Below are 18,177 nucleotides of genomic sequence, written 5' to 3' on the forward strand. Positions count from 1 at the left end.
CGATGATCAGCCTGTGAACAGAACGTGGCCGGCCTTGCGACGCTTTCCGCAGACGGCATCCGGACACGAGCGATGCCTCAGGACCAGAGGACAAGGCATGCGAATGCGAATCCGAACGGGCATCGCCGGAATGGCCACCGCGGCGTCGGTGCTCGTCGCCACGCCGGCGATCGCGGCACCCTCGGGATCGGCGGTAGCGGCACCCGATGGCGCCGCCTCCGTCGCCCTCTCGACGCTGGCGGCCAGCGGCTGCGGGTCCAGCTGTGACTTCAAGGACCCGAACACGTTCAAGATCTACTACGACGGCACCCACTACACCACCTGCGTGGACGGTCGGCCCGGATACAGCGAGGCAGCCAAGACCGTCGACAGCGTCTGGTTCCCCGGTGGCACCATCTTCCTGCGTTACAGCCCGTTCTGCCGCACCATCTGGACCAAGCGCAGTGGCAGCGTCGGCGTCACCACGACGAGCTTCTACACCAGTGGCTCCAAGCGGACCTCGGCCGGTCAAATCTCGGGTACGGACTGGACGGAGATGCTGAACGACTCCGGCCTGCTCGGCCAGGGCAAGGGAGCCGATGGCCCGGCGGTCGCTTACACGATCAAGTACTGACCGAGCGATCCGTCACCGGTGCCCAGGGTCCCGCCTCGACGGATGACGGTGCCCCGTCGAACACCGGTTCGACGGGGCACCGGATGGTGGCGGGTGGATCAGGCGACGAAGTTGGTCCGGCGGCGCCGCGCGACCAGGTAGCCGGCGGCACCGGCGACGAGCAGCAGGCCGCCGGCGCCGGCGATCAGGGTGGTGGGGGAGCCGGTGATCGGCAGGGTGCCGCCGTCACCGTCGCCGCCGCCCTGGCCGTCGCCCTCGCCGCCGCTCGGGCCGGTGCCACCGCCGGCGCCGGCGGGGTTGAGCACGAGCTTGGCGGTGTCGTTGGCCGGGTTGGTGTCCTTGGTGAAGCCGTCGCACTCGCACGTGGCGTTGATGGTGACGGCGCCGGTGGAATTCGGCACCACCTGGTCGACACGCAGGCCGAAGGTGAAGGTCTGCCGGGTGCCGGTGGCGAGGTAGGTGCCGGTCTCGCACCGGTACGCCTTGGCGCCGGGCTTGCCGGCGTCCTGCTGGTCGGCGGTGCGGCCGTCGAAGGGCGCACAGGTGTCGGGCACGTCGACGGCGGTGGCGCCGGCGGGGACGGTCACGTCCACCCGGGTGATCGGGTTGCCGGAGCGGCCGAAGTCGAGCGACGCGGGGCCGTTGTTCTTGACGCCGACGATGGCCTTGACCACGGCGTTGGCCTTGCCGGTCACCGAGCCGCCGACGGCCGCCAGGTCGGCGCCGTTCTTCCCGGTGATGGTGATGTCGACGGTCCCCGTGTTGTCGCTCGGGTCCGGGTCCGCCTGGAGGCTGTTGGGATCGGGGTTGGTCTGGGTCGGCAGGAGCCCGAGCTCGTAGCCCTTGCCCGGCGTTCCGGTGGAGACCCCGATGTGGTCCAGGTAGGCCTTGTAGTCCTCGAATTCGGCGGTGGTGAACCAGGTGTAGGAGGCGTGCGCGGATCCGGGCGCGTAGGCGTCCTTGCGGACCTGCCAGGGCATGAACGCCGCCCAGATGTTGCCCCGCGGGAACGTGTCCCTACCCCAGGAGCAGGTGCGGATCTGGTCGCCGTCGTAGGTGCAGTTCCGGTGCTTCTCACCTGGTTGGATGGCCCGGTCGTGGTCGAAGACGGCGACGACTCCGTCAAGCCGACCTGCGGTGATGTTGATGAGAGTCATCTGGGTCGAGGTCTTCTCGCCCGGGGCCAGCGACGCCTCGACGGGTTGCGGCCCGCCGGCCGAGAGGTTCGCGGCTCCGCCGACGCGGACCTGGGCGGTGTGGGTGGCCGGGGAGTGGCCGTCGGCGGTGAGGGTCACCTTGATCTCGCCGGTGTCGCCGTCCTGGGCGGCACCGGTGGGCGCGATGCTGACCTTGAACAGGCCCTGCAGGCCCCAGTCGTCGAGGCCCACGGGCGAGGCCTCGGCGCAGACCAGCACGCCCTCCGCCGGGGACGAGCAGCCCTCGCCGTCGGCCTTGACGGTGGCCTTGCCGGCGAGGCCGCGGTAGTCGTACCGGACGGTGGCGCCGTCGAGCACGACCGGCTTCGCGGCGGAGAGCAGCGGCGAGATGACCTTCCCGTCGCTCTTCACGGCGACGGTGGTGTCGGGGAGGTAGATGTTGAGGTCAGCGGCCGGCGCGGCGGCGTGGCCGGGCGCGGCGGAGGCGGCGACGAGCGCGCCTGCGACGCCGAGGCCGGCCAGCCATCGCCGGGTCGGGTGCGTGAGCATGTCGGGTCCCCACGTGATGTCTGGCGCCGGACGCTTCCGGCGCGGATCGAGGGAGAGCCTAGGGAAACCGCTCCGGCCGTGCTGCCCCGGCGGCGGTCCGGCGTGGACGTTCGACCCGAACGGACGACCGGGCGCTCACCCGCCCCCGGAACGCCGGTGCCCCGCCGACCTGAGCGGTCGACGGGGCACCGGACGGTACGGGTGGATCAGGCTACGAAGCGGGTCCGGCGGCGACGGGCCACCAGGTAGCCGCCCACACCGGCCACCAGGAGCAGGCCGCCGACGCCGGCGATCAGCGCGGTGGACGAGCCGGTGATCGGCAGGGTGCCGCCGTCGTCGTCACCACCACCGCCCCCCTGGCCGTCGCCCTGACCGCCGCCGGTGCTGCTGGCATTGACCAGCAGCTTCGCGACGTCGTTGGCCGGGTTGGTGTCCTTGGTGAAGCCGTCGCACTCGCACTTGGCGTTGATGGTGACGGTGCCGGTGGCGTTGGGGACCACCTTGTCGATCCGCAACCCGAAGTCGACGGTCTGGGTCTCACCGGCCGCGATGGCGAAGTCCGTCCAGCAGCGGTACTGCCGGAATCCGGGCTTGCCAGCGTTCTCGTAGTCCTCGTCCTTGCCGGTGAACGGCACGCAGTCGTCGGGCACCTGCACGGCGGTGGTCCCGGTGGGTACGGTCAGGTCGACCTTGGTCACCGGGTTTCCAGAGCGGCCGAAGTACAGCGAGGCCGGGCCGTCGTTGCGCAGTCCGACGGTGGCCTTGACCACCGCGCCCGCCTCGCCGGTCAGCGAGCCGCCGACGGCGACCAGGTCGGCCCCGTTCTTGCCGGTGGCCGTGACCTCCATGCCGGACCAGTTGTTGTCCGGGTTGATGTCGGCCTGGACGCCACGGGCGGCCGACTTCCTGGCCAGCGTCAGCGGGCCACCGTCACCCGGCTTGCCGACGGAGATCCCCAGGCTGTCGAGGAATTTCGTGAAGTCCTCGAACTCGGCCACGGTCATCCAGTTGTGGTACCCGTAATCCTGGCCGGGCGCGTAGGCGTCCTTCGCCAGCGCGTACGGCACCTCGGCCGACCAGGTCTCGCCGGCCGCTACGGTGAGGTCGGGGAAGCTGCAGGTACGCAGCTCGTCACCCTCGTAGGTGCAGTTGCTGTACTTGCGGCCCGGCTTGATCGACGGGTCGTGGTCGAAGATGACGGCCGCGCCCTTCGCGGTGGTCTTGCCCGGGTTGCCGAGCACCAGCGGGGCGGTGAAGGTGCCCCCGGGCGCGGCGGAGCGCTGCACCTCGGGGCCGCCGGCCAGGTCGACCCCCTCACCGATGCGCACCTTGCCGGTGTTGCTGGCCGAGGTGACACCGGCGCCGCTGACGGTGACCTTCACGTCACCGGTGTCGCCGTCCACGGCGGCGGCGGTCGGGGTGATCTTCACGTCCGAGAGGCCGCCGTAGGCCCAGTCGTAGAGCTCGACCTCGAACGGGCTGGTGCAGACCAGCACGCCACGCTCCGGCGTGGCGCAGTCGCCGCTGCCGGACTCCGGCGAGAGCGTCACCTTGTCGGCGAGGTCGCGGTAGTCATAGCGGATGCTGAAGTCGTGCACCGTCACCGGCTCGGAGGCGTACACGGTGGGTGAAGCGATCTTGCCATCGCTGCCGAGGGCCAGGGTGGTGTCGTCGAAGTAGACACCGAGGTCGACGGTCGCCGCGGCGGCCGACGCCGAGGTGGCGGAGGCGGCGACGAGCGCGCCTACCGCGCCGAGCCCGGCGAGCCAACGCCGGGTCGAGGGCTTGAGCATGGGGGTGGTTCCTCCCGTGGGGGGTGTCCAGGTGGAGCCAGCGGATCTTAAGGGCGACTTAAGGCGCTGCGCTGTCCCGAAACCCGCGCGGGCGGGGCGATCGAGCCGAAAGGTTGATCACCGCCGAGCCGTGGCGCGGCGACGCTGCCGACTCAGCGGTAGTCGTCCTCGTCGGCGGTGACCACCCGGGCCTGCTCCATCGCGTCCCAGTCGTCGACCTCGAGGCCGCGGTGCGGGGCGTCGTCGTCGGCGCCCGGCTCGGCGTCCACCACGGTCGCCTGCTCGACCGCGTCGGCCGGCTCGGCCTCCGGGTCGCGCTCGGCCGGGTCGAGGTGGTCGCCCGGGGCGAAGTCCTCGTCGGGCTGGCCCATCGTCGTCCCTCCCTGCTGCCGGTGGAGTCCTCTCCCACACACCGTACGGGCTGCTCGCGGCCGGTGCCGGGCCGCCACCGGAAGCGACTCGACGGATCGTCCCACCGGGGGGTGCGCGGCGGTGTCAGGATGGAGGCGTGGGCTTCCTGATCCGACTGGTGATCACCGCGGTCGCGCTCTGGGTCACCACGCTGATCGTGCCCGGGGTCGACGTCACCGGCCGCAACGGCGCCACCTCGGCGCTCACCCTGCTGGCGGTGGCGCTGATTTTCGGCGTGGTCAACGCGGTGCTCAAGCCGGTCATCAAGGTGGTCGGCTGCGTCTTCTACCTGCTCACCCTCGGCCTGTTCGCGCTGGTGGTGAACGCGCTGCTGTTCCTGCTCACCGACTGGATCGCCCGGGTGCTGGACCTGCCGTTCCGGGTGGACGGGTTCTGGGCCGCCTTCTGGGGTGCGATCGTGATGGCGGTGGTGAGCTGGCTGATCAGCGTCGCCGTACCGGACCGGCTGGAGGGCCGGTGAGGGAGTCGGTTGTGCCCCGCGCCACCTCCTACGGGATACTGCCCGCGGTGGACAGCGCGGTCCGGCGCCAGCCCAGGACGACAGCGGCCAGACCGGCCGACAGCGGTAAGTAAGGAGCGCATCACATGCCCATCGCTTCCCCCGAGGTCTACGCGGAGATGCTGGACCGGGCCAAGGCCGGCCGGTTCGCCTATCCCGCGATCAACGTGACCTCCTCGCAGACCCTGAACGCGGCGCTGAAGGGCTTCGCCGACGCGGAGAGCGACGGCATCATCCAGGTCTCCACCGGCGGCGCCGAGTACCTGTCCGGCCCGTCGGTCAAGAACATGGTGACCGGCGCCGCCGCGTTCGCCGCGTACGCCCGCGAGGTGGCGAAGAACTACCCGGTCACCGTCGGCCTGCACACCGACCACTGCCCGAAGGACAAGCTGGACGGGTTCGTCCGGCCGCTGATGCAGCTGTCCAAGGAGCGGGTGGCGCGCGGCGAGGAGCCGCTGTTCCAGTCGCACATGTGGGACGGTTCGGCCGTGCCGGTGGCGGAGAACCTGGAGATCGCCGCCGAGCTGCTCGACCGGGCCGCCGAGGCCAAGATCGTCCTCGAGATCGAGGTCGGCGTGGTCGGTGGCGAGGAGGACGGCGTCGAGAACGCCATCAACGACAAGCTCTACACCACGGTCGAGGACGGCCTGGCCATGGTGGACGCGCTCGGCCTGGGCGAGAAGGGCCGCTACATGGCGGCGCTGACCTTCGGCAACGTGCACGGCGTCTACAAGCCGGGCAACGTCAAGCTCCGCCCCGAGGTGCTCAAGCAGATCCAGGACGCGGTCGGCGCCAAGTACGGCAAGGACAAGCCGCTCAGCCTGGTCTTCCACGGCGGCTCCGGCTCGCTGCTGGAGGAGATCCGCGAGGCGCTGGACTACGGCGTGGTGAAGATGAACATCGACACCGACACCCAGTACGCCTTCACCCGCCCGGTCGCCGACCACATGCTGCGCAACTACGACGGCGTGCTGAAGATCGACGGCGAGGTCGGCAACAAGAAGCAGTACGACCCGCGGACCTGGGGCAAGCTGGCCGAGGCCGGCCTGGCCGCCCGCGTCGTCGAGGCGTGCGAGCACCTGCGCTCCACCGGCACCAAGCTCAAGTAACCGCACCACACTCAAGTGGCCGCCCCGCCCGACGGCCGGCTCCCCACCCTGGGAGCCGGCCGTCGGCGTCTCACGAGGTGGCGGTGAGCACCCGGACGGCCTCCCGGACGTCGTCGGTGAGGTGCACGCTCGTCGACAGGTCACCGAACGGGGACGCCGCGAACAGCGGCCGCAGCAGCGACTCGATCGGCAGCTCCTTCGTCCAGTACTCCCGGTCCAGGAAGACGTACGCGCCGCTCGCCCCGTCGGTGCCGTAGTACGTCTTCGTCGCCGCCTGGAACACCTCCTGCACCGTGCCGGCCCGGCCGGGCGCGAACACGATCCCGCCCCGGGCCAGCCGCAGGATGGTGTCCTCCCGGATGGCGTTGGAAAAGTACTTGGCGATCTTCCCGGCGAACAGGTTCGCCGGCTCGTGCCCGTACAGCCAGGTGGGGATGGCCAGTCCGCCGCCGCGGGCCCAGTCCAACCCGGGGCCGCGCTGCTGCGGCACCGCGGGCGCCGCCGCGTACCGTTCCCGCACTGCCAGCGCGGCCGCCGTGTAGCGGTCGTGGTCGGTGAAGTCGGGCGCCGCCGCCAGCAGGTCGATCGCCGCGTCCAGCTCCTCGGCCGGCCAGCCGGCGAGGAACGCGCCCAGGTTCGCCGCCTCCATCACCCCGGGGCCGCCGCCGGTGACCACCAGCCGGTCGGCCCGGGCCAGCTCCCGGCCCAGCACCGCCGCCATCCGGTACGCCGCCGCGCCGCGCGGCACGGCGTGCCCACCCATCACCCCGACCACCGACTGCGGCCCGTGCGCGGTCAGCCAGGTGCGGACGGCGTCGACCAGCGCGTTGTCCACCCCGTGGTCGTGCAGCCGCTGGCCGAGCGCCTCCCGGACGTCCGGCAGCGCCCCGCCGTGCGCCCGGAAGTGCTCGTACACCCGGGTGTCGTACATCCCGGCGAACCCGCCCTCGGCGAAGCCGGCGGCGAGGTCGTCGGGGGTGTAGAGGTGGCCCGGCTGGGTCGGGTACGGCAGGCCGGAGAACGGCGGCACCACGTTCGCCCCGCGCCGGACCAGGTCCGCGCCGACCTCGCGGTTCGCGAACCGGCACCCCACGAACAGGGTGCCGGCGACGTCCGTGCCGGTCAGGTCGGGGACCGGGGCCAGGTCGAGGCGCAGCCCCTGGACCGTCAGGCCGGCGAGGGTGCCGGCGGCGTGGTGCCGGTCGAACTCGGCGCGGGTCTCGATCTCGTCGGGGCTGCTGTCGTGCGGCGCGATGACGTCCGCGGGAGGTGGGGTCGGCACGCAGCCATCCTGCCCGGACGAGGCAACCCGGCAAACCCGCCGGTACGACGGAAGCCCGGCGGTGGGTACCGCCGGGCTTCCGCGTAGCCGGGTCCTGGGGAGGCTCCGGACCAATAGTTGTAGTGGAAGACATCTCGCGGCGGCATGGGCCGCAGGCGTGACGAACACCTCCACCGTTCAGCCGACGCACCGGCCGGGCCCCCTCGCGCGCCGCGGGGCGAAGCGGGTTGAATGGGGCGATGCAGAACCTGTTGCCCGAGCCACCGGCCACTCTCCTGCCCGCGTCCGAGGACGCCGACGCCGCCCTGGCCGCCGCCCACGACGGTGGCGACAAGGCGTACGCCGAGGTCGCGGCCCATTACCCGACCTACAGCGCCGCCTGGGGTGCGCTGGCCACCCGGGCCTTCGACGCCGGCCAGATCGTGACCGCGTACGCCTACGCGCGCACCGGCTACCACCGGGGCCTGGACCAGCTGCGCCGCAACGGCTGGAAGGGGCACGGTCCGGTGCCCTGGTCGCACGCGCCCAACCAGGGCTTCCTGCGCTGCCTGTACGTGCTGTCCAAGGCCGCCGGCGAGATCGGCGAGGCGGACGAGGCGGCCCGCTGCGCCCAGTTCCTGCGCGACTGCGACCCGGCCGCCGGGGACGCCCTGGCCAGCGCCTGACCCCGAGGTCGACGGCCGGCCCGACCGGATCTCCGGGCCGGCCGTCGGCTCACAACCCCTCGGCCACCGCCGCCGCGATCTTCAGCCAGGCGTCCCGGGTGGCCGAGGAGAGCCCGGCGTACCGGATCGGCTCCCCGGTGTCGATCAACCGCTCGTACGGGGCCAGCAGCACCGCCCGGGTGCGGGCGGCGAAGTGCGCCTCGATCGCCGGCAGGTCGAGCTCCTTGCGCGACGGCGGCATCGAGACCACGGTCACCGCCTGCCGGACCAGCCGGTGCCGGCCGCTCTGCTCCAGATGGTCGAGCATCCGGGCGGCGGTCTCCGCCGAGTCGTTCCGCGCCGACATGGTGACCACCAACTGGTCGGTGGCGTCCATCGCGGCCTGCCAGTTCTGCGCCCGGACGTTGTTGCCGGTGTCCACGAAGATCAGCTTGTAGAAGCGGCTGACCACGTCCCGGATCTCGGCGAACGCCGCCGCGGTGAGCATCTCGCCACCGGTGGCCGACTCGTCCGAGGCGAGCACGTCGAACATCCCCTCGCCCTGCGAGCGGACGTACTGGGACAGGTCCCCGATCCGGCCGTGCGCGCCCTGGAACTGCCCGAGGTCGCGCAGCATGTCCCGGACCGTCCGGGAGTGGAAGTCCTGCTGGGCGCGCATGCCCAGGGTGCCCTGGGTCTCGTTGTTGTCCCAGGCCAGCACGTAGCCCCCGCGCTTCTGCCCGAACGTCATCGCCAGCAGCAGGATGGCCACCGTCTTGCCGGCGCCGCCCTTGGGGTTGACCACGGTCACCTGACGCAGGCCGCCGAAGTTGCGGCGCACCATTTCGATGTCCTGCCGCAGCTCCTGCTCGTGCCGCCCGGGCGGGAGCTTCACCAGCCCGATCCGGTTCACCACCGCCCGGACGCCCAGGGTGGCCACCGGGTCCGCCGGGCGGACCTGCCGACGCCGGGCGAAGTCCTCCGCCGTGGGCGCCCCGCCGCCCTCCGGCGCCCAGGTCGGGTCGGGGAAGCCGGCCGCCGGCTGCGGCTGCGGGTACGACTGCTGCGGCAACCCGGTGTACGGGGTGCCCTGCTGCCACGCCGGCGGCTGCGGCGCGGGCCCGGGCTGCGACGTCGGTGCGAGCGGTGCCGTCGGCCAGGCGTACTGCGTCAGCCCGGGCTGCGGCGTCGACCCGGGCTGCGGCGTCAGCTCGGGGTGCGGCGTCGGCCCGGGGGGTGTGGGCTGGCCGGGCGGTGGCGGCACCGCCGTGGGTGGGGCCGGTGACGTGGGCGGCGGGGGCGGGAACGGGCCCAGCGGGGTGCCCGGCGAGGGCGGAAACGGGCCCAGCTTGGGCGGCTCGGGCGGGGGCACCTCGTGGCCCGGGACGGTCGCGGTGCCGACCGCCTCGTCGGTAACGGACCGCTGCGGGGGCTGGCTCCAGGGCGACTCGTTCCGGGCCACCACCGGCGTCCCCGGAGCGCCCTCCAGCCCGTCCCGCCCAGGCCCGTGCGCGGCCGGTGCGGGCATGGACCCGGCTGGTCCGGGCGTCGACGCGGCAGGTTCGGGCCCGGAGGCGGCCGGTTCGGGCTCGCCGGGGCGTGCGGGCGGTGGGCCGCTGCGCTCGGGCCGGAGGCGGCCGGCCTGGTCACCGTGCCGGGGTGCCGGTGCGGCGGTGGGTCGGCGGGCCGGTTCGGCCGGGGCGGGCCGGGGCTCCGGCGCGACCGCCCGGTCCAGGGTGAACGGCAGGTCGAGGTCCACCGGGGCGGGCTGGTCGGGCGAAGGGCGGGTGGTCGGGTCGTACCCCTCGCCGTTCGGCGTCCAGCCGAACGACGGCGCGGGACCGACCTCGGCGTGCAGGGACGGGTACGTGACCGGCTGCGGGCCGCCCCAGGCCGGGCCCGGGTCGGCCGGCTCCGGCGGCCACAGTGGTTCGATGTCCCGCTCGGCCGGCGGCTGTCGGCCGGGCAACCGACCCCGGTCGGCGTTCTCGTCCACCACGGTTCCTCCCCAGTCCTCCCGCAAGAGGATAGGCCGTCCCGCTCCGATCACGGAGGGTAGCGAGCCCCCGGGCGGGTCACCCGGTGAAGACCGCCCAGGCGCCCCGCTCGGTCCACCAGGACCGCTTGCGGCTCAGCTCGCCGGTCACCCCGTCGTCCAGGAACGGCACCTTCTCGTCCCGTGGGATGACCGCGACCGCCCGCCCCCGGGCCCGGCGTACCTCGAAGCGGACCTTCTGCCGGCGCCACCGGGACCGGGTCAACACCGGCACGGCCACCGCCACCTCGACCAGCCCGTCCGTCGGGTCGGGCGCGGTGAGCAGCGGCAGCCGGTCGAGGGTGGCGTATCCACCGGCGTTGCCCACCGCGCAGGCCAGGATCGGGTCCTCGCCGTCGGAGAGCACCGCGTCGTCCACCTCCACCCGGCCGCGCCAGTGCAGCGGGCGGCCGGCGTCGTCGGCGGCGCCGAGCAGCGCGCCGTCCAGGGTGACCGAGCCGGCGTCGTTGCGCAGCAGGTCGAGCCGGCGTACGTCGCCGTCCAGCACCGCCGCGGCCACCGCGGCCGGGTCGCGGGGCAGCCCGAGCTGCGCGGCCAGGTCCCGCGCCGAGTCGCCCCGGGCCGGGTCGAGCGGGAGTACGCCGATCGCCGGCAGGTCCGGCACGGTCCGGTCGCCGGCCAGGTCCGCCGGGCGGCGGCTGGGCGGTGGGGCGTACCGGCGGACGAGCCGGCGCACGACGGCGCGCAACTGTGCGTCACTGGCGACGGCGACGATCAGCCGGGTCTTCGAGTCGGGGTCGGGCCAGTCGAGGCCGTCCGGGCGGGGCGGGCCGTCGAGCCGGGCCAGCACCGCGTCGATTTCGGCGTCCGAGCGGGCGGTGACCGTCTCCACCCGGGCGCCCCGCGCGGTCAGCGCGTCCGCGCACGCCAGCACCGGCACCCGTGGCGTCTCGCAGCGCTCCTGCGCGCTTCCGTCGCCCGTCTTCCCGGCGCTCTCGTCGGCGCCGCCGCAGCACGCTCCGCCGCTGCCGCAGCCCCCACCGGGAGCGTCCCGCTCCGAGCCGAGGGTGAGCAGCACCACGTCGTACACTCCGGCCTCCCGCCTTCGGACGCGACCCCTGCCGGCCGCACCGTCACTACTTGTTAGCCTGACACCCCGGGCTCGCCAACCGGTCGCCACCTGGCACCCGAGCCTTCTGGAGGCGGAGAAGATGCCAGCGATCGTGCTCCTCGGCGCCCAGTGGGGCGACGAGGGCAAGGGCAAGGTTACCGACCTGCTGGGTGAGCGGGTCGACTACGTCGTGCGCTACTCCGGCGGCAACAACGCCGGGCACACGGTGATCACTCCGGACGGGCAGAAGTACGCGCTGCACCTGATGCCGTCCGGCGCGCTGTCACCCAGCGCGATGATCGTGATCGGCAACGGTGTGGTGGTCGACCCGAAGGTGCTGCTGGAGGAGATCGACGGGCTCGCCGAGCGCGGCGTGGACGTCTCCCGGCTGCGGATCTCCGGCGACGCGCACCTGATCATGCCGCACCACCGGGCGCTGGACCGGGTGGTCGAGCGCTACCTGGGCTCCCGCCGGATCGGCACCACCGGCCGCGGCATCGGCCCGGCGTACGGCGACAAGGTCGCCCGGATGGGCATCCGCCTGCAGGACCTGCTCGACCCGGGCATCCTGCGCAAGAAGCTCGAGCTCGCGCTGCGCGAGAAGAATCAGCTGTTGTTCAAGATCTACAACCGCAAGGCGATCGACCTCGACGAGACCGTCGAGGAGTACCTGGCGTACGCGGAGCGGCTCAAGCCGTACATCGCGGAGACCCGGGTGATGCTCTGGGACGCGCTGGACCGCGGCGAGACCGTGCTGCTGGAGGGCGCCCAGGCCACCATGCTCGACATGGACCACGGCACTTACCCCTTCGTCACCTCGTCGAACCCGACGGCCGGTGGGGCGTGCGTGGGCGCCGGCATCCCGCCGACGGCGATCAGCAAGGTGATCGCGGTGAGTAAGGCGTACACCACCCGGGTGGGTGCCGGTCCGTTCCCGACCGAGCTCTTCGACGACAACGGCCAGCACCTGCGCAAGGTCGGCCACGAGTACGGCACGACCACCGGCCGGGAGCGCCGCTGCGGCTGGTTCGACGCGGTCGTCGCCCGGTACGCCTGCCGCCTGAACGGCGTCACCGATCTGGTGGTCACCAAGCTGGACGTGCTCACCGGCCTGCCCAAGGTGCCGATCTGCGTCGGGTACGAGATCAACGGCGAGCGCTTCGACGACATGCCGATGACCCAGACCGACTTCCACCACGCCACCCCGATCTACGAAGAGCTCGACGGCTGGTGGGAGGACATCACCAAGGCAAGAACCGAGGACGAGCTCCCGGAAAACGCGCGCCGCTACATCGCGAGGATCGAGGAACTCGTAGGCACCCGAGTGAGTGTCGTAGGAGTAGGCCCCGGCCGCGAGGAAAACGTCCTCCGCCACCCCCTCCTCCCCTAACACGCCCACCCCCCACCCCACCCCACCCGGGTCCACCCGGGCCCGGCCTCCTCGTTGATCAAGGAGTTTGGGTCAGAATCGGCGCGATTCTTGACGCAAACTCCTTGATCAACGCTCGTGCGCGCTCCGTTGTCCACAGGGTGGGCGGGGTTGTCCACAGGGGGTGGGCAGGGGGTGGGGTGGCTGGGAGCCTCGGTGCGTGGGCGAGATCGACGTTCTTCGGCAGGTGGCCGGCCGCCAAGGCGGGATGGTGACGACGGAGCAGGCACTCGGTGCCGGCTTCAGCCGCGATCAGATCCGCCACCTGTGCCGCTCGGGTCGATGGGTGCGGGTGGCCCGGGGTCGCTTCGTGCCCGCGCCGGTGGTGTCCCTCGGCGCTGGAGCGCTGCGTCGGGCCAGGCTTCGCGCGGCGGTCGACAGTCTCGGGCCGCACGCGTTCGCGGTGCTCGACACTGCTGCGGAGCTGCACCGGTTGGCCGGCCTCCGACCGACATCCACTATCCATGTGTCGGTGCCGGTGGACTGTCCTCGGCCGCAACGGCCCCGTGACCCGGCGCTCGTGGTGCACCAGCTCACCGTGGACCGTCGGGACCTGTGCGTCGTCTCCGGGGTTCGCGCCACGACCGTCCTGCGTACCGTCGCCGACGTGATCTTGCGGGTCGACCGCTGTCCGGCGGTCTGCGTGCTGGACTCCGCGCTGAACCGGCAGCTGCTCACCGAGGACGACATGTCGTTGCTTCCGGCGCTCATCGCCCGTCGGCGTGGTGCCGTCGGCGCGCGGGCCTGCCTGACCGAGGCGGACGGGAGGGCGCAGTCCCCACTCGAGACCCGGGCGCGACTGCGCTGTGTCGACGGCGGCGTTCCGCCCGACGAGCTGCAGATCGAGGTCCGCGACGACGAAGGTCATCTGCTGGGCATCGGTGACCTGGGCTGGCGCGCGGCACGGCTGATCGCCGAGGCCGACGGTCAGGAACCGCACCGCGGCCCCGAGGCGCTCTATGCGGATCGGACGAGGCAGAACCGCCTGGTCAACGCCGGTTGGCGGATCCTCCGCTTCACCTGGGCCGACACCCTCCGCCCCGACTACATCCCCTACGCGGTCAAGGCCGCCCTCGCTTCCACCCCGCCTCGTTGATCAAGAGGTCTGCGTCTGGATCCCCACGAATGCTGACGCAAACTTCTTGATCAACGGGGCGGGGCGGGGCGGGGCGAGGCGGGGCGGGGCGGGGCGGGGCGGGGCGAGGTGGGGTGGGGCGGGGCGGGGGCCGGGGGTGCGGTGGGGTGGTCGGTAGGGTGTGGGGTCGTGCGGGTTCTTCTGGTGGGTGGTGGGGGGCGGGAGCATGCGCTCGCGCTCGGGTTGACGGCCGACCCGGCGGTTGACGGGTTGGTCGTGGTTCCGGGTAATCCGGGGATCGCCGCGGTCGCTGCTGAGCTGCGGGCGGTGAACTCTGTCGACCCGGCGGCGGTGGCGGCGCTCGCAGTCGAGACCAGCGCGGATCTGGTGGTGATCGGGCCGGAGGCGCCGCTGGTCGCCGGGGTGGCCGACGCCGTGCGGGCCAAGGGGATCGCGGTGTTCGGGCCGTCCGCCGAGGCCGCCCGGCTGGAGGGGTCGAAGACCTTCGCCAAGGAGATCATGACCGCCGCCGGGGTGCCGACCGCGCGGGCGCACACCTGCACCGATCCGGAGAGCGCGGGCCGGGCCCTGGCCGAGTTCGGGCCGCCGTACGTGGTGAAGGACGACGGGCTGGCCGCCGGCAAGGGCGTGGTGGTCACCGACGACCGGGAGGCCGCCCTGGCCCACGCGCGCGAGTGCGGCCGGGTGGTGATCGAGGAGTACCTGGACGGCCCCGAGGTCTCGCTGTTCGTGGTCACCGACGGCGAGGCGGCGGTGCCGCTGCTGCCGGCGCAGGACTTCAAGCGGATCGGCGACGGCGACACCGGCCCGAACACCGGCGGCATGGGGGCGTACGCGCCACTGCCCTGGGCCCCGCCCGGCCTGGTCGACGAGGTGATGCGCGACGTGGTGCACCCGACGCTGGCGCAGCTGCGCCACCGGGACACCCCGTTCGTCGGGCTGCTCTACGTCGGCCTGGCGCTCACCGCCGCCGGCCCCCGGGTGATCGAGTTCAACGCCCGCTTCGGCGACCCGGAGACGCAGGTCGTGCTCGCCCTGCTGGAGACCCCGCTGGCCGGCCTGCTGCACGCCGCGGCCACCGGCACGCTGGCCGCCCACCCGCCGCTGCGCTGGCGCGACGGCGCCGCCGTGACCGTGGTGGTCGCCGCCGAGGGCTATCCGGCGAAGCCGCGTACCGGTGACGTGATCACCGGCGCGGACCGCGCCGGGATCATCCACGCCGGCACCGCCCGCCGGGCCGCCGACGGCACCCTGGTCTCCGCCGGCGGCCGGGTGCTCTGCGGTACGGCCACCGGCGCCGACCTGGCCGCCGCGCGGGACGCCGCCTACGCCCTGGTACGCGGCGTCGAGCTGGCCGGCTCCCAGCACCGCACCGACATCGCCGCCGCCGCGATCGACGGCACCATCACGCTGCCCGACTGAGCGAGCAACCTCCGGCCTCCTCGTCTCCGTTCGAACAGTGAGGCGAGGAGGTGGCGGGATTGCCTGCCGACATCGAGGGTTACCGCGAGTACGTCGCGGCGCGGCTGGAACCGCTGCGGCGCACCGCGTACCTGCTCTGCGGCGACTGGCACACGGCCGACGACCTGGTGTCGACGGCGCTGGTCAAGCTGCTGCGTCACTGGCGGCGGGTCTCCGCGATGGACAACCCCGACGCGTACGTGCGGCGGACCCTGCTGCGGGTCTGGCTCGACGAACGACGTCGCCCCTGGCGGCGGGAGTCCTCCTGGGCCGAGGTCCCGGACGTCGCGGTGCATGCCGGCAGCGACGCCACGGCCGACCGGGTCACGCTGATCGCACTGCTCGCCGAGCTGCCGCCGCGCCGCCGCGCGGTGCTCGTGCTGCGCTACTTCTGCGATCTCTCCGTCGAAGAGACGGCCAACGAGCTGGGCTGCACTGCCGGAACCGTGAAGAGCCAGGCCGCGCGGGCCATCGAGGCGCTGCGGGGCCGCCTCGTACCCGCGCCGGCCACTAGTCGGGAGGTGCGTACCGATGGATGAGATGTCGGCGCAGATGCGAGTCGCTACGGCCGCGGCGCCACCCACCAGGATCGACGTCGACGTGTTGATCAGTGCGGAACGGCGCCGCCGCCGGCACCGGTTGCGGGCCGTGAGTGGAACGGGGCTCGGGGCGGCCGTCGCCGCCGTGCTGGTCACACCCGCCCTGTTCGGCGGGAGTCCGGCTCCGGTGGCGGTCGCGCCGCCGCCGCTGTCCCCATCGGGCACTGGCGGTCCTTCGAGCGGGGCGCCGCTGTGCGCCGTCCCGGCGCCGAAGGCCAGCGGGCCCCCGGCACCCCTGCAGACCTACGACACCGTACGGGCCCGGCCGACCGAGGCCCCTGGTGCGGGCGTCCCTCGGCTGACCGCCGCCCTGCGGCAGGCGCTCGTCGACCAGATCGAGCGCGGGACCCGGGTGACCGGCGTTCAGCCGGGTTGTGCCGGACCGCAGTTCGATTACCAGGACCGGTACCGCGAGTACGAAACGGTGCTGGAGCTGCGCTCGGCTTCGGGTCGGGGGCATCTCGTGGTGAGCCTGCGTCCCACCCCCGCCGGGTCGAGGCCGGACTGTGCGCATGCTCCGGACCCGAACTGCAAGGTGCGCCGGGCGGCCGACGGCAGCGTTCTGCTGACCGCGACGACGACCGAACCGGGTGGTGCAACGTACCGCTGGGCCCAGGTCCGCCGTCCCGATGGCACGTCGGTCGAGGTCAAGACCGACAACTTCTTCATCCTCAAGGACGGCCGACCGGAGGTGACCGCGGCGGCCCCGCTGCTCACCCTCGACCAGGTGGTGGCGATCGCCGGCTGGCCGGCCCTCACCCTGTATCCGTGACCGGCGCGATCCGTCCGTGGGCCGGGGGCAGCGGCTGCTCAGCCGTAGTAGCGGCGCAGTTCCCGGCCGAGCACCTTGCCGGTGGCGTTGCGCGGCAGGTACTTCACGAAGATCACGTCCCGGGGCACCGAGAAGCGGGCCAGGTAGTGCCGGACGTACTCGCGGACCGCCTCCGGGTCGAGGGTCTCGCCCGGGTGCAGGCCGAGGAAGGCGGCCAGCCGCTGGCCGTACTCGGGGTCGGGGACGCCGATGACGGCGGCCTCGCGCACCTGCGGCAGCCGGGTGAGCAGGTCCTCCACCTCGGAGGGGAAGACGTTCTCGCCGCCCGAGACGATCATGTCGTCGGCCCGACCGTCCACGAAGAGCAGGCCGTCGGCGTTCAGCCGGCCCAGGTCGCCGGTGTCGAGCAGCCCGTCGCGGGTCTCCCGGCGGGCCCCGGAGGTGTATCCCTCGAAGAGCATCTCGTTGCCCACGAAGATCCGGCCGACCCGCCCGTCGGGCACCGGTCGCCCGTCGTCGTCGAGGATCTCCAGTCGGGTGCCGTGCGGCGGGCGGCCGGCGGTGGTGGGCGCCTCGCGCAGGTCGGCGGGGGAGGCGATGGACGCCCAGGAGACCTCGGTCGAGCCGTACAGGTTGAACACCACGTCGCCGTAGACGTCCATGAAGCGCGACGCGAGGCCGCCGGGCAGCGCGGAACCGCTGACCGCGACCACCTTCAGCGGCGGCAGCGGGTCCGGTGGCGGCACGTCGAGCAACCGCTGCACCATCACCGGTACGGCGAAGAGCGCCTGGCACCGGTGGGTCACCAGCGCGGCCAGCGTGGCGGCCGGGTCGAAGCGGCGGTGCAGCACGATGGTGGCGCGCAGCGCGAAGGCCACCTGGAGGGCGGCGTACCCCCAGGTGTGGAAGAGCGGCGCCGCGATCAGCACGGTGTCCTTCGCGTGCAGCGGGATCCGGTCGATGATGGACACCAGCGGGCCGAACCCGTGCGGGGTGGGCCGGCGGGCGCCCTTGGGGGCGCCGGTGGTGCCCGAGGTCAGCACGATGGTCCGGCCGTCCCGCTCCGGGGGCTGCAGGTCGCCGGGGAACGTGCCGGCGAGGAGCTCCTCGTGGCCACGCTCGTCGACCCGGTTGACCTCGGCGGGCAGCCCGGTCAGCCGGTCGGCGAACTCGGCGTCGTGCACCAGCACCCGCAGGCGCTGTTCCTCGGCGACGGTGGCGAGCTGCGCGGCGGAGAGCCCGGTGTTGACCAGCACCGCGTCGGCGCCGAGCACGGTGGCCGCGACGACCGCCTCGATCAGGCCCCGGTGGTTGCGGCAGAGCACCCCGACCCGGTCGCCGGGCTGCACGCCGAGCGCGGTACGCATCGCGCGGGCCAGCCGTTCCGCCCGGTCGAGCAGCTCGCGGTACGTGGTGGTGTCGCCCCGTTCGTCGATCACCGCGATCCGGTCGGGGTCACGGGCGGCGGCCTGGCGCAGCTCGCCGGCGAGGCTCCAGCCCCACGTGCGCAGCGCGCCCAGCTGGGAGGCGACCCGGATCGGCCGGCCCGGGGTGAGCAGCCCACGGCGGGTCAGTGTCGCCACGACGAACGGCAGGTCCATGGCGTCGGCCTCCTTCCCGGGGTGCGGTGAAGGG

The 18,177-nt window shown here is 73.1% G+C and carries 16 protein-coding genes; 9 read left to right on the forward strand and 7 right to left on the reverse strand.

From position 1 onward, the window contains the following. Nucleotides 1-103: 103 nt before the first annotated feature. Nucleotides 104-613 carry a DUF2690 domain-containing protein gene (locus ACFY3U_RS07690; RefSeq protein ID WP_387196613.1) on the forward strand — a complete coding sequence of 170 codons (510 nt, stop codon included), beginning with the start codon at nt 104-106 and terminating at the stop codon, nt 611-613. 98 nt (nt 614-711) lie between these two features. Here the strand turns inward: ACFY3U_RS07690 and ACFY3U_RS07695 are convergent, their stop codons facing one another. The 3 genes from ACFY3U_RS07695 to ACFY3U_RS07705 form a co-directional block, all read right to left on the reverse strand. After that, on the reverse strand, nt 712-2,319 hold the full coding sequence (locus tag ACFY3U_RS07695) for an LPXTG cell wall anchor domain-containing protein (RefSeq protein ID WP_387196616.1): 1,608 nt from the start codon (nt 2,317-2,319) through the stop codon (nt 712-714). Between the two features lie 206 nt (nt 2,320-2,525). Beyond that, complete coding sequence (locus ACFY3U_RS07700) at nt 2,526-4,112, reverse strand: LPXTG cell wall anchor domain-containing protein (protein WP_387196619.1); 1,587 nt, start codon at nt 4,110-4,112, stop codon at nt 2,526-2,528. 152 nt (nt 4,113-4,264) lie between these two features. Beyond that, nucleotides 4,265-4,483, reverse strand: a complete 219-nt coding sequence (locus tag ACFY3U_RS07705) for a hypothetical protein (RefSeq protein ID WP_387196622.1) — start codon at nt 4,481-4,483, stop codon at nt 4,265-4,267. A 137-nt stretch (nt 4,484-4,620) separates the two neighbouring features. Between ACFY3U_RS07705 and ACFY3U_RS07710 the strand changes: the two genes are divergently transcribed. Both ACFY3U_RS07710 and fbaA read left to right on the forward strand, forming a co-directional pair. After that, nucleotides 4,621-5,004, forward strand: coding sequence for a phage holin family protein (locus tag ACFY3U_RS07710; protein ID WP_387196626.1), 384 nt, complete (start codon nt 4,621-4,623; stop codon nt 5,002-5,004). 125 nt (nt 5,005-5,129) lie between these two features. Next, complete coding sequence (gene fbaA, locus ACFY3U_RS07715; RefSeq protein WP_387196629.1) at nt 5,130-6,152, forward strand: class II fructose-bisphosphate aldolase; 1,023 nt, start codon at nt 5,130-5,132, stop codon at nt 6,150-6,152. A gap of 70 nt (nt 6,153-6,222) precedes the next feature. Here the strand turns inward: fbaA and ACFY3U_RS07720 are convergent, their stop codons facing one another. Continuing rightward, entirely contained in the window at nt 6,223-7,434 is a 1,212-nt protein-coding gene (locus ACFY3U_RS07720) for an LOG family protein (RefSeq protein WP_387196632.1), read from the reverse strand. A 239-nt stretch (nt 7,435-7,673) separates the two neighbouring features. Between ACFY3U_RS07720 and ACFY3U_RS07725 the strand changes: the two genes are divergently transcribed. Further along, nucleotides 7,674-8,099 (forward strand): DUF3151 domain-containing protein, encoded by a 426-nt coding sequence (locus tag ACFY3U_RS07725; RefSeq protein WP_387196635.1) that lies wholly within the window; start codon nt 7,674-7,676, stop codon nt 8,097-8,099. Between the two features lie 49 nt (nt 8,100-8,148). Here the strand turns inward: ACFY3U_RS07725 and ACFY3U_RS07730 are convergent, their stop codons facing one another. Both ACFY3U_RS07730 and ACFY3U_RS07735 read right to left on the reverse strand, forming a co-directional pair. Beyond that, entirely contained in the window at nt 8,149-10,077 is a 1,929-nt protein-coding gene (locus ACFY3U_RS07730; protein ID WP_387196638.1) for a chromosome partitioning protein, read from the reverse strand. 76 nt (nt 10,078-10,153) lie between these two features. Further along, entirely contained in the window at nt 10,154-11,164 is a 1,011-nt protein-coding gene (locus ACFY3U_RS07735) for a hypothetical protein (RefSeq protein WP_387196641.1), read from the reverse strand. A 121-nt stretch (nt 11,165-11,285) separates the two neighbouring features. On the opposite strand from ACFY3U_RS07735, the gene ACFY3U_RS07740 reads away from it, so the two are divergent. The 5 genes from ACFY3U_RS07740 (at nt 11,286) to ACFY3U_RS07760 (ending at nt 16,542) form a co-directional block, all read left to right on the forward strand. After that, on the forward strand, nt 11,286-12,575 hold the full coding sequence (locus tag ACFY3U_RS07740) for an adenylosuccinate synthase (protein WP_387196644.1): 1,290 nt from the start codon (nt 11,286-11,288) through the stop codon (nt 12,573-12,575). 226 nt (nt 12,576-12,801) lie between these two features. Then, nucleotides 12,802-13,710 carry a type IV toxin-antitoxin system AbiEi family antitoxin domain-containing protein gene (locus ACFY3U_RS07745; RefSeq protein ID WP_387197606.1) on the forward strand — a complete coding sequence of 303 codons (909 nt, stop codon included), beginning with the start codon at nt 12,802-12,804 and terminating at the stop codon, nt 13,708-13,710. A gap of 168 nt (nt 13,711-13,878) precedes the next feature. Continuing rightward, nucleotides 13,879-15,132, forward strand: coding sequence for a phosphoribosylamine--glycine ligase (gene purD / locus ACFY3U_RS07750; protein ID WP_387196647.1), 1,254 nt, complete (start codon nt 13,879-13,881; stop codon nt 15,130-15,132). 59 nt (nt 15,133-15,191) lie between these two features. Beyond that, nucleotides 15,192-15,710: a SigE family RNA polymerase sigma factor gene (locus ACFY3U_RS07755; RefSeq protein WP_387196650.1), complete on the forward strand. Its 519-nt coding sequence runs from the start codon at nt 15,192-15,194 to the stop codon at nt 15,708-15,710. Continuing rightward, nucleotides 15,703-16,542, forward strand: a complete 840-nt coding sequence (locus tag ACFY3U_RS07760) for a hypothetical protein (RefSeq protein ID WP_387196653.1) — start codon at nt 15,703-15,705, stop codon at nt 16,540-16,542. The genes ACFY3U_RS07755 and ACFY3U_RS07760 overlap by 8 nt, the downstream gene beginning before the upstream one ends. 38 nt (nt 16,543-16,580) lie before the next feature. On the opposite strand, the gene ACFY3U_RS07765 is transcribed toward ACFY3U_RS07760, so the two are convergent. Continuing rightward, nucleotides 16,581-18,143: an AMP-binding protein gene (locus ACFY3U_RS07765; protein WP_387196656.1), complete on the reverse strand. Its 1,563-nt coding sequence runs from the start codon at nt 18,141-18,143 to the stop codon at nt 16,581-16,583. Between the last annotated feature and the right edge of the window lie 34 nt (nt 18,144-18,177).

The sequence above is a fragment of the Micromonospora sp. NPDC000089 genome (assembly GCF_042899365.1).
GTDB lineage: Bacteria > Actinomycetota > Actinomycetes > Mycobacteriales > Micromonosporaceae > Micromonospora.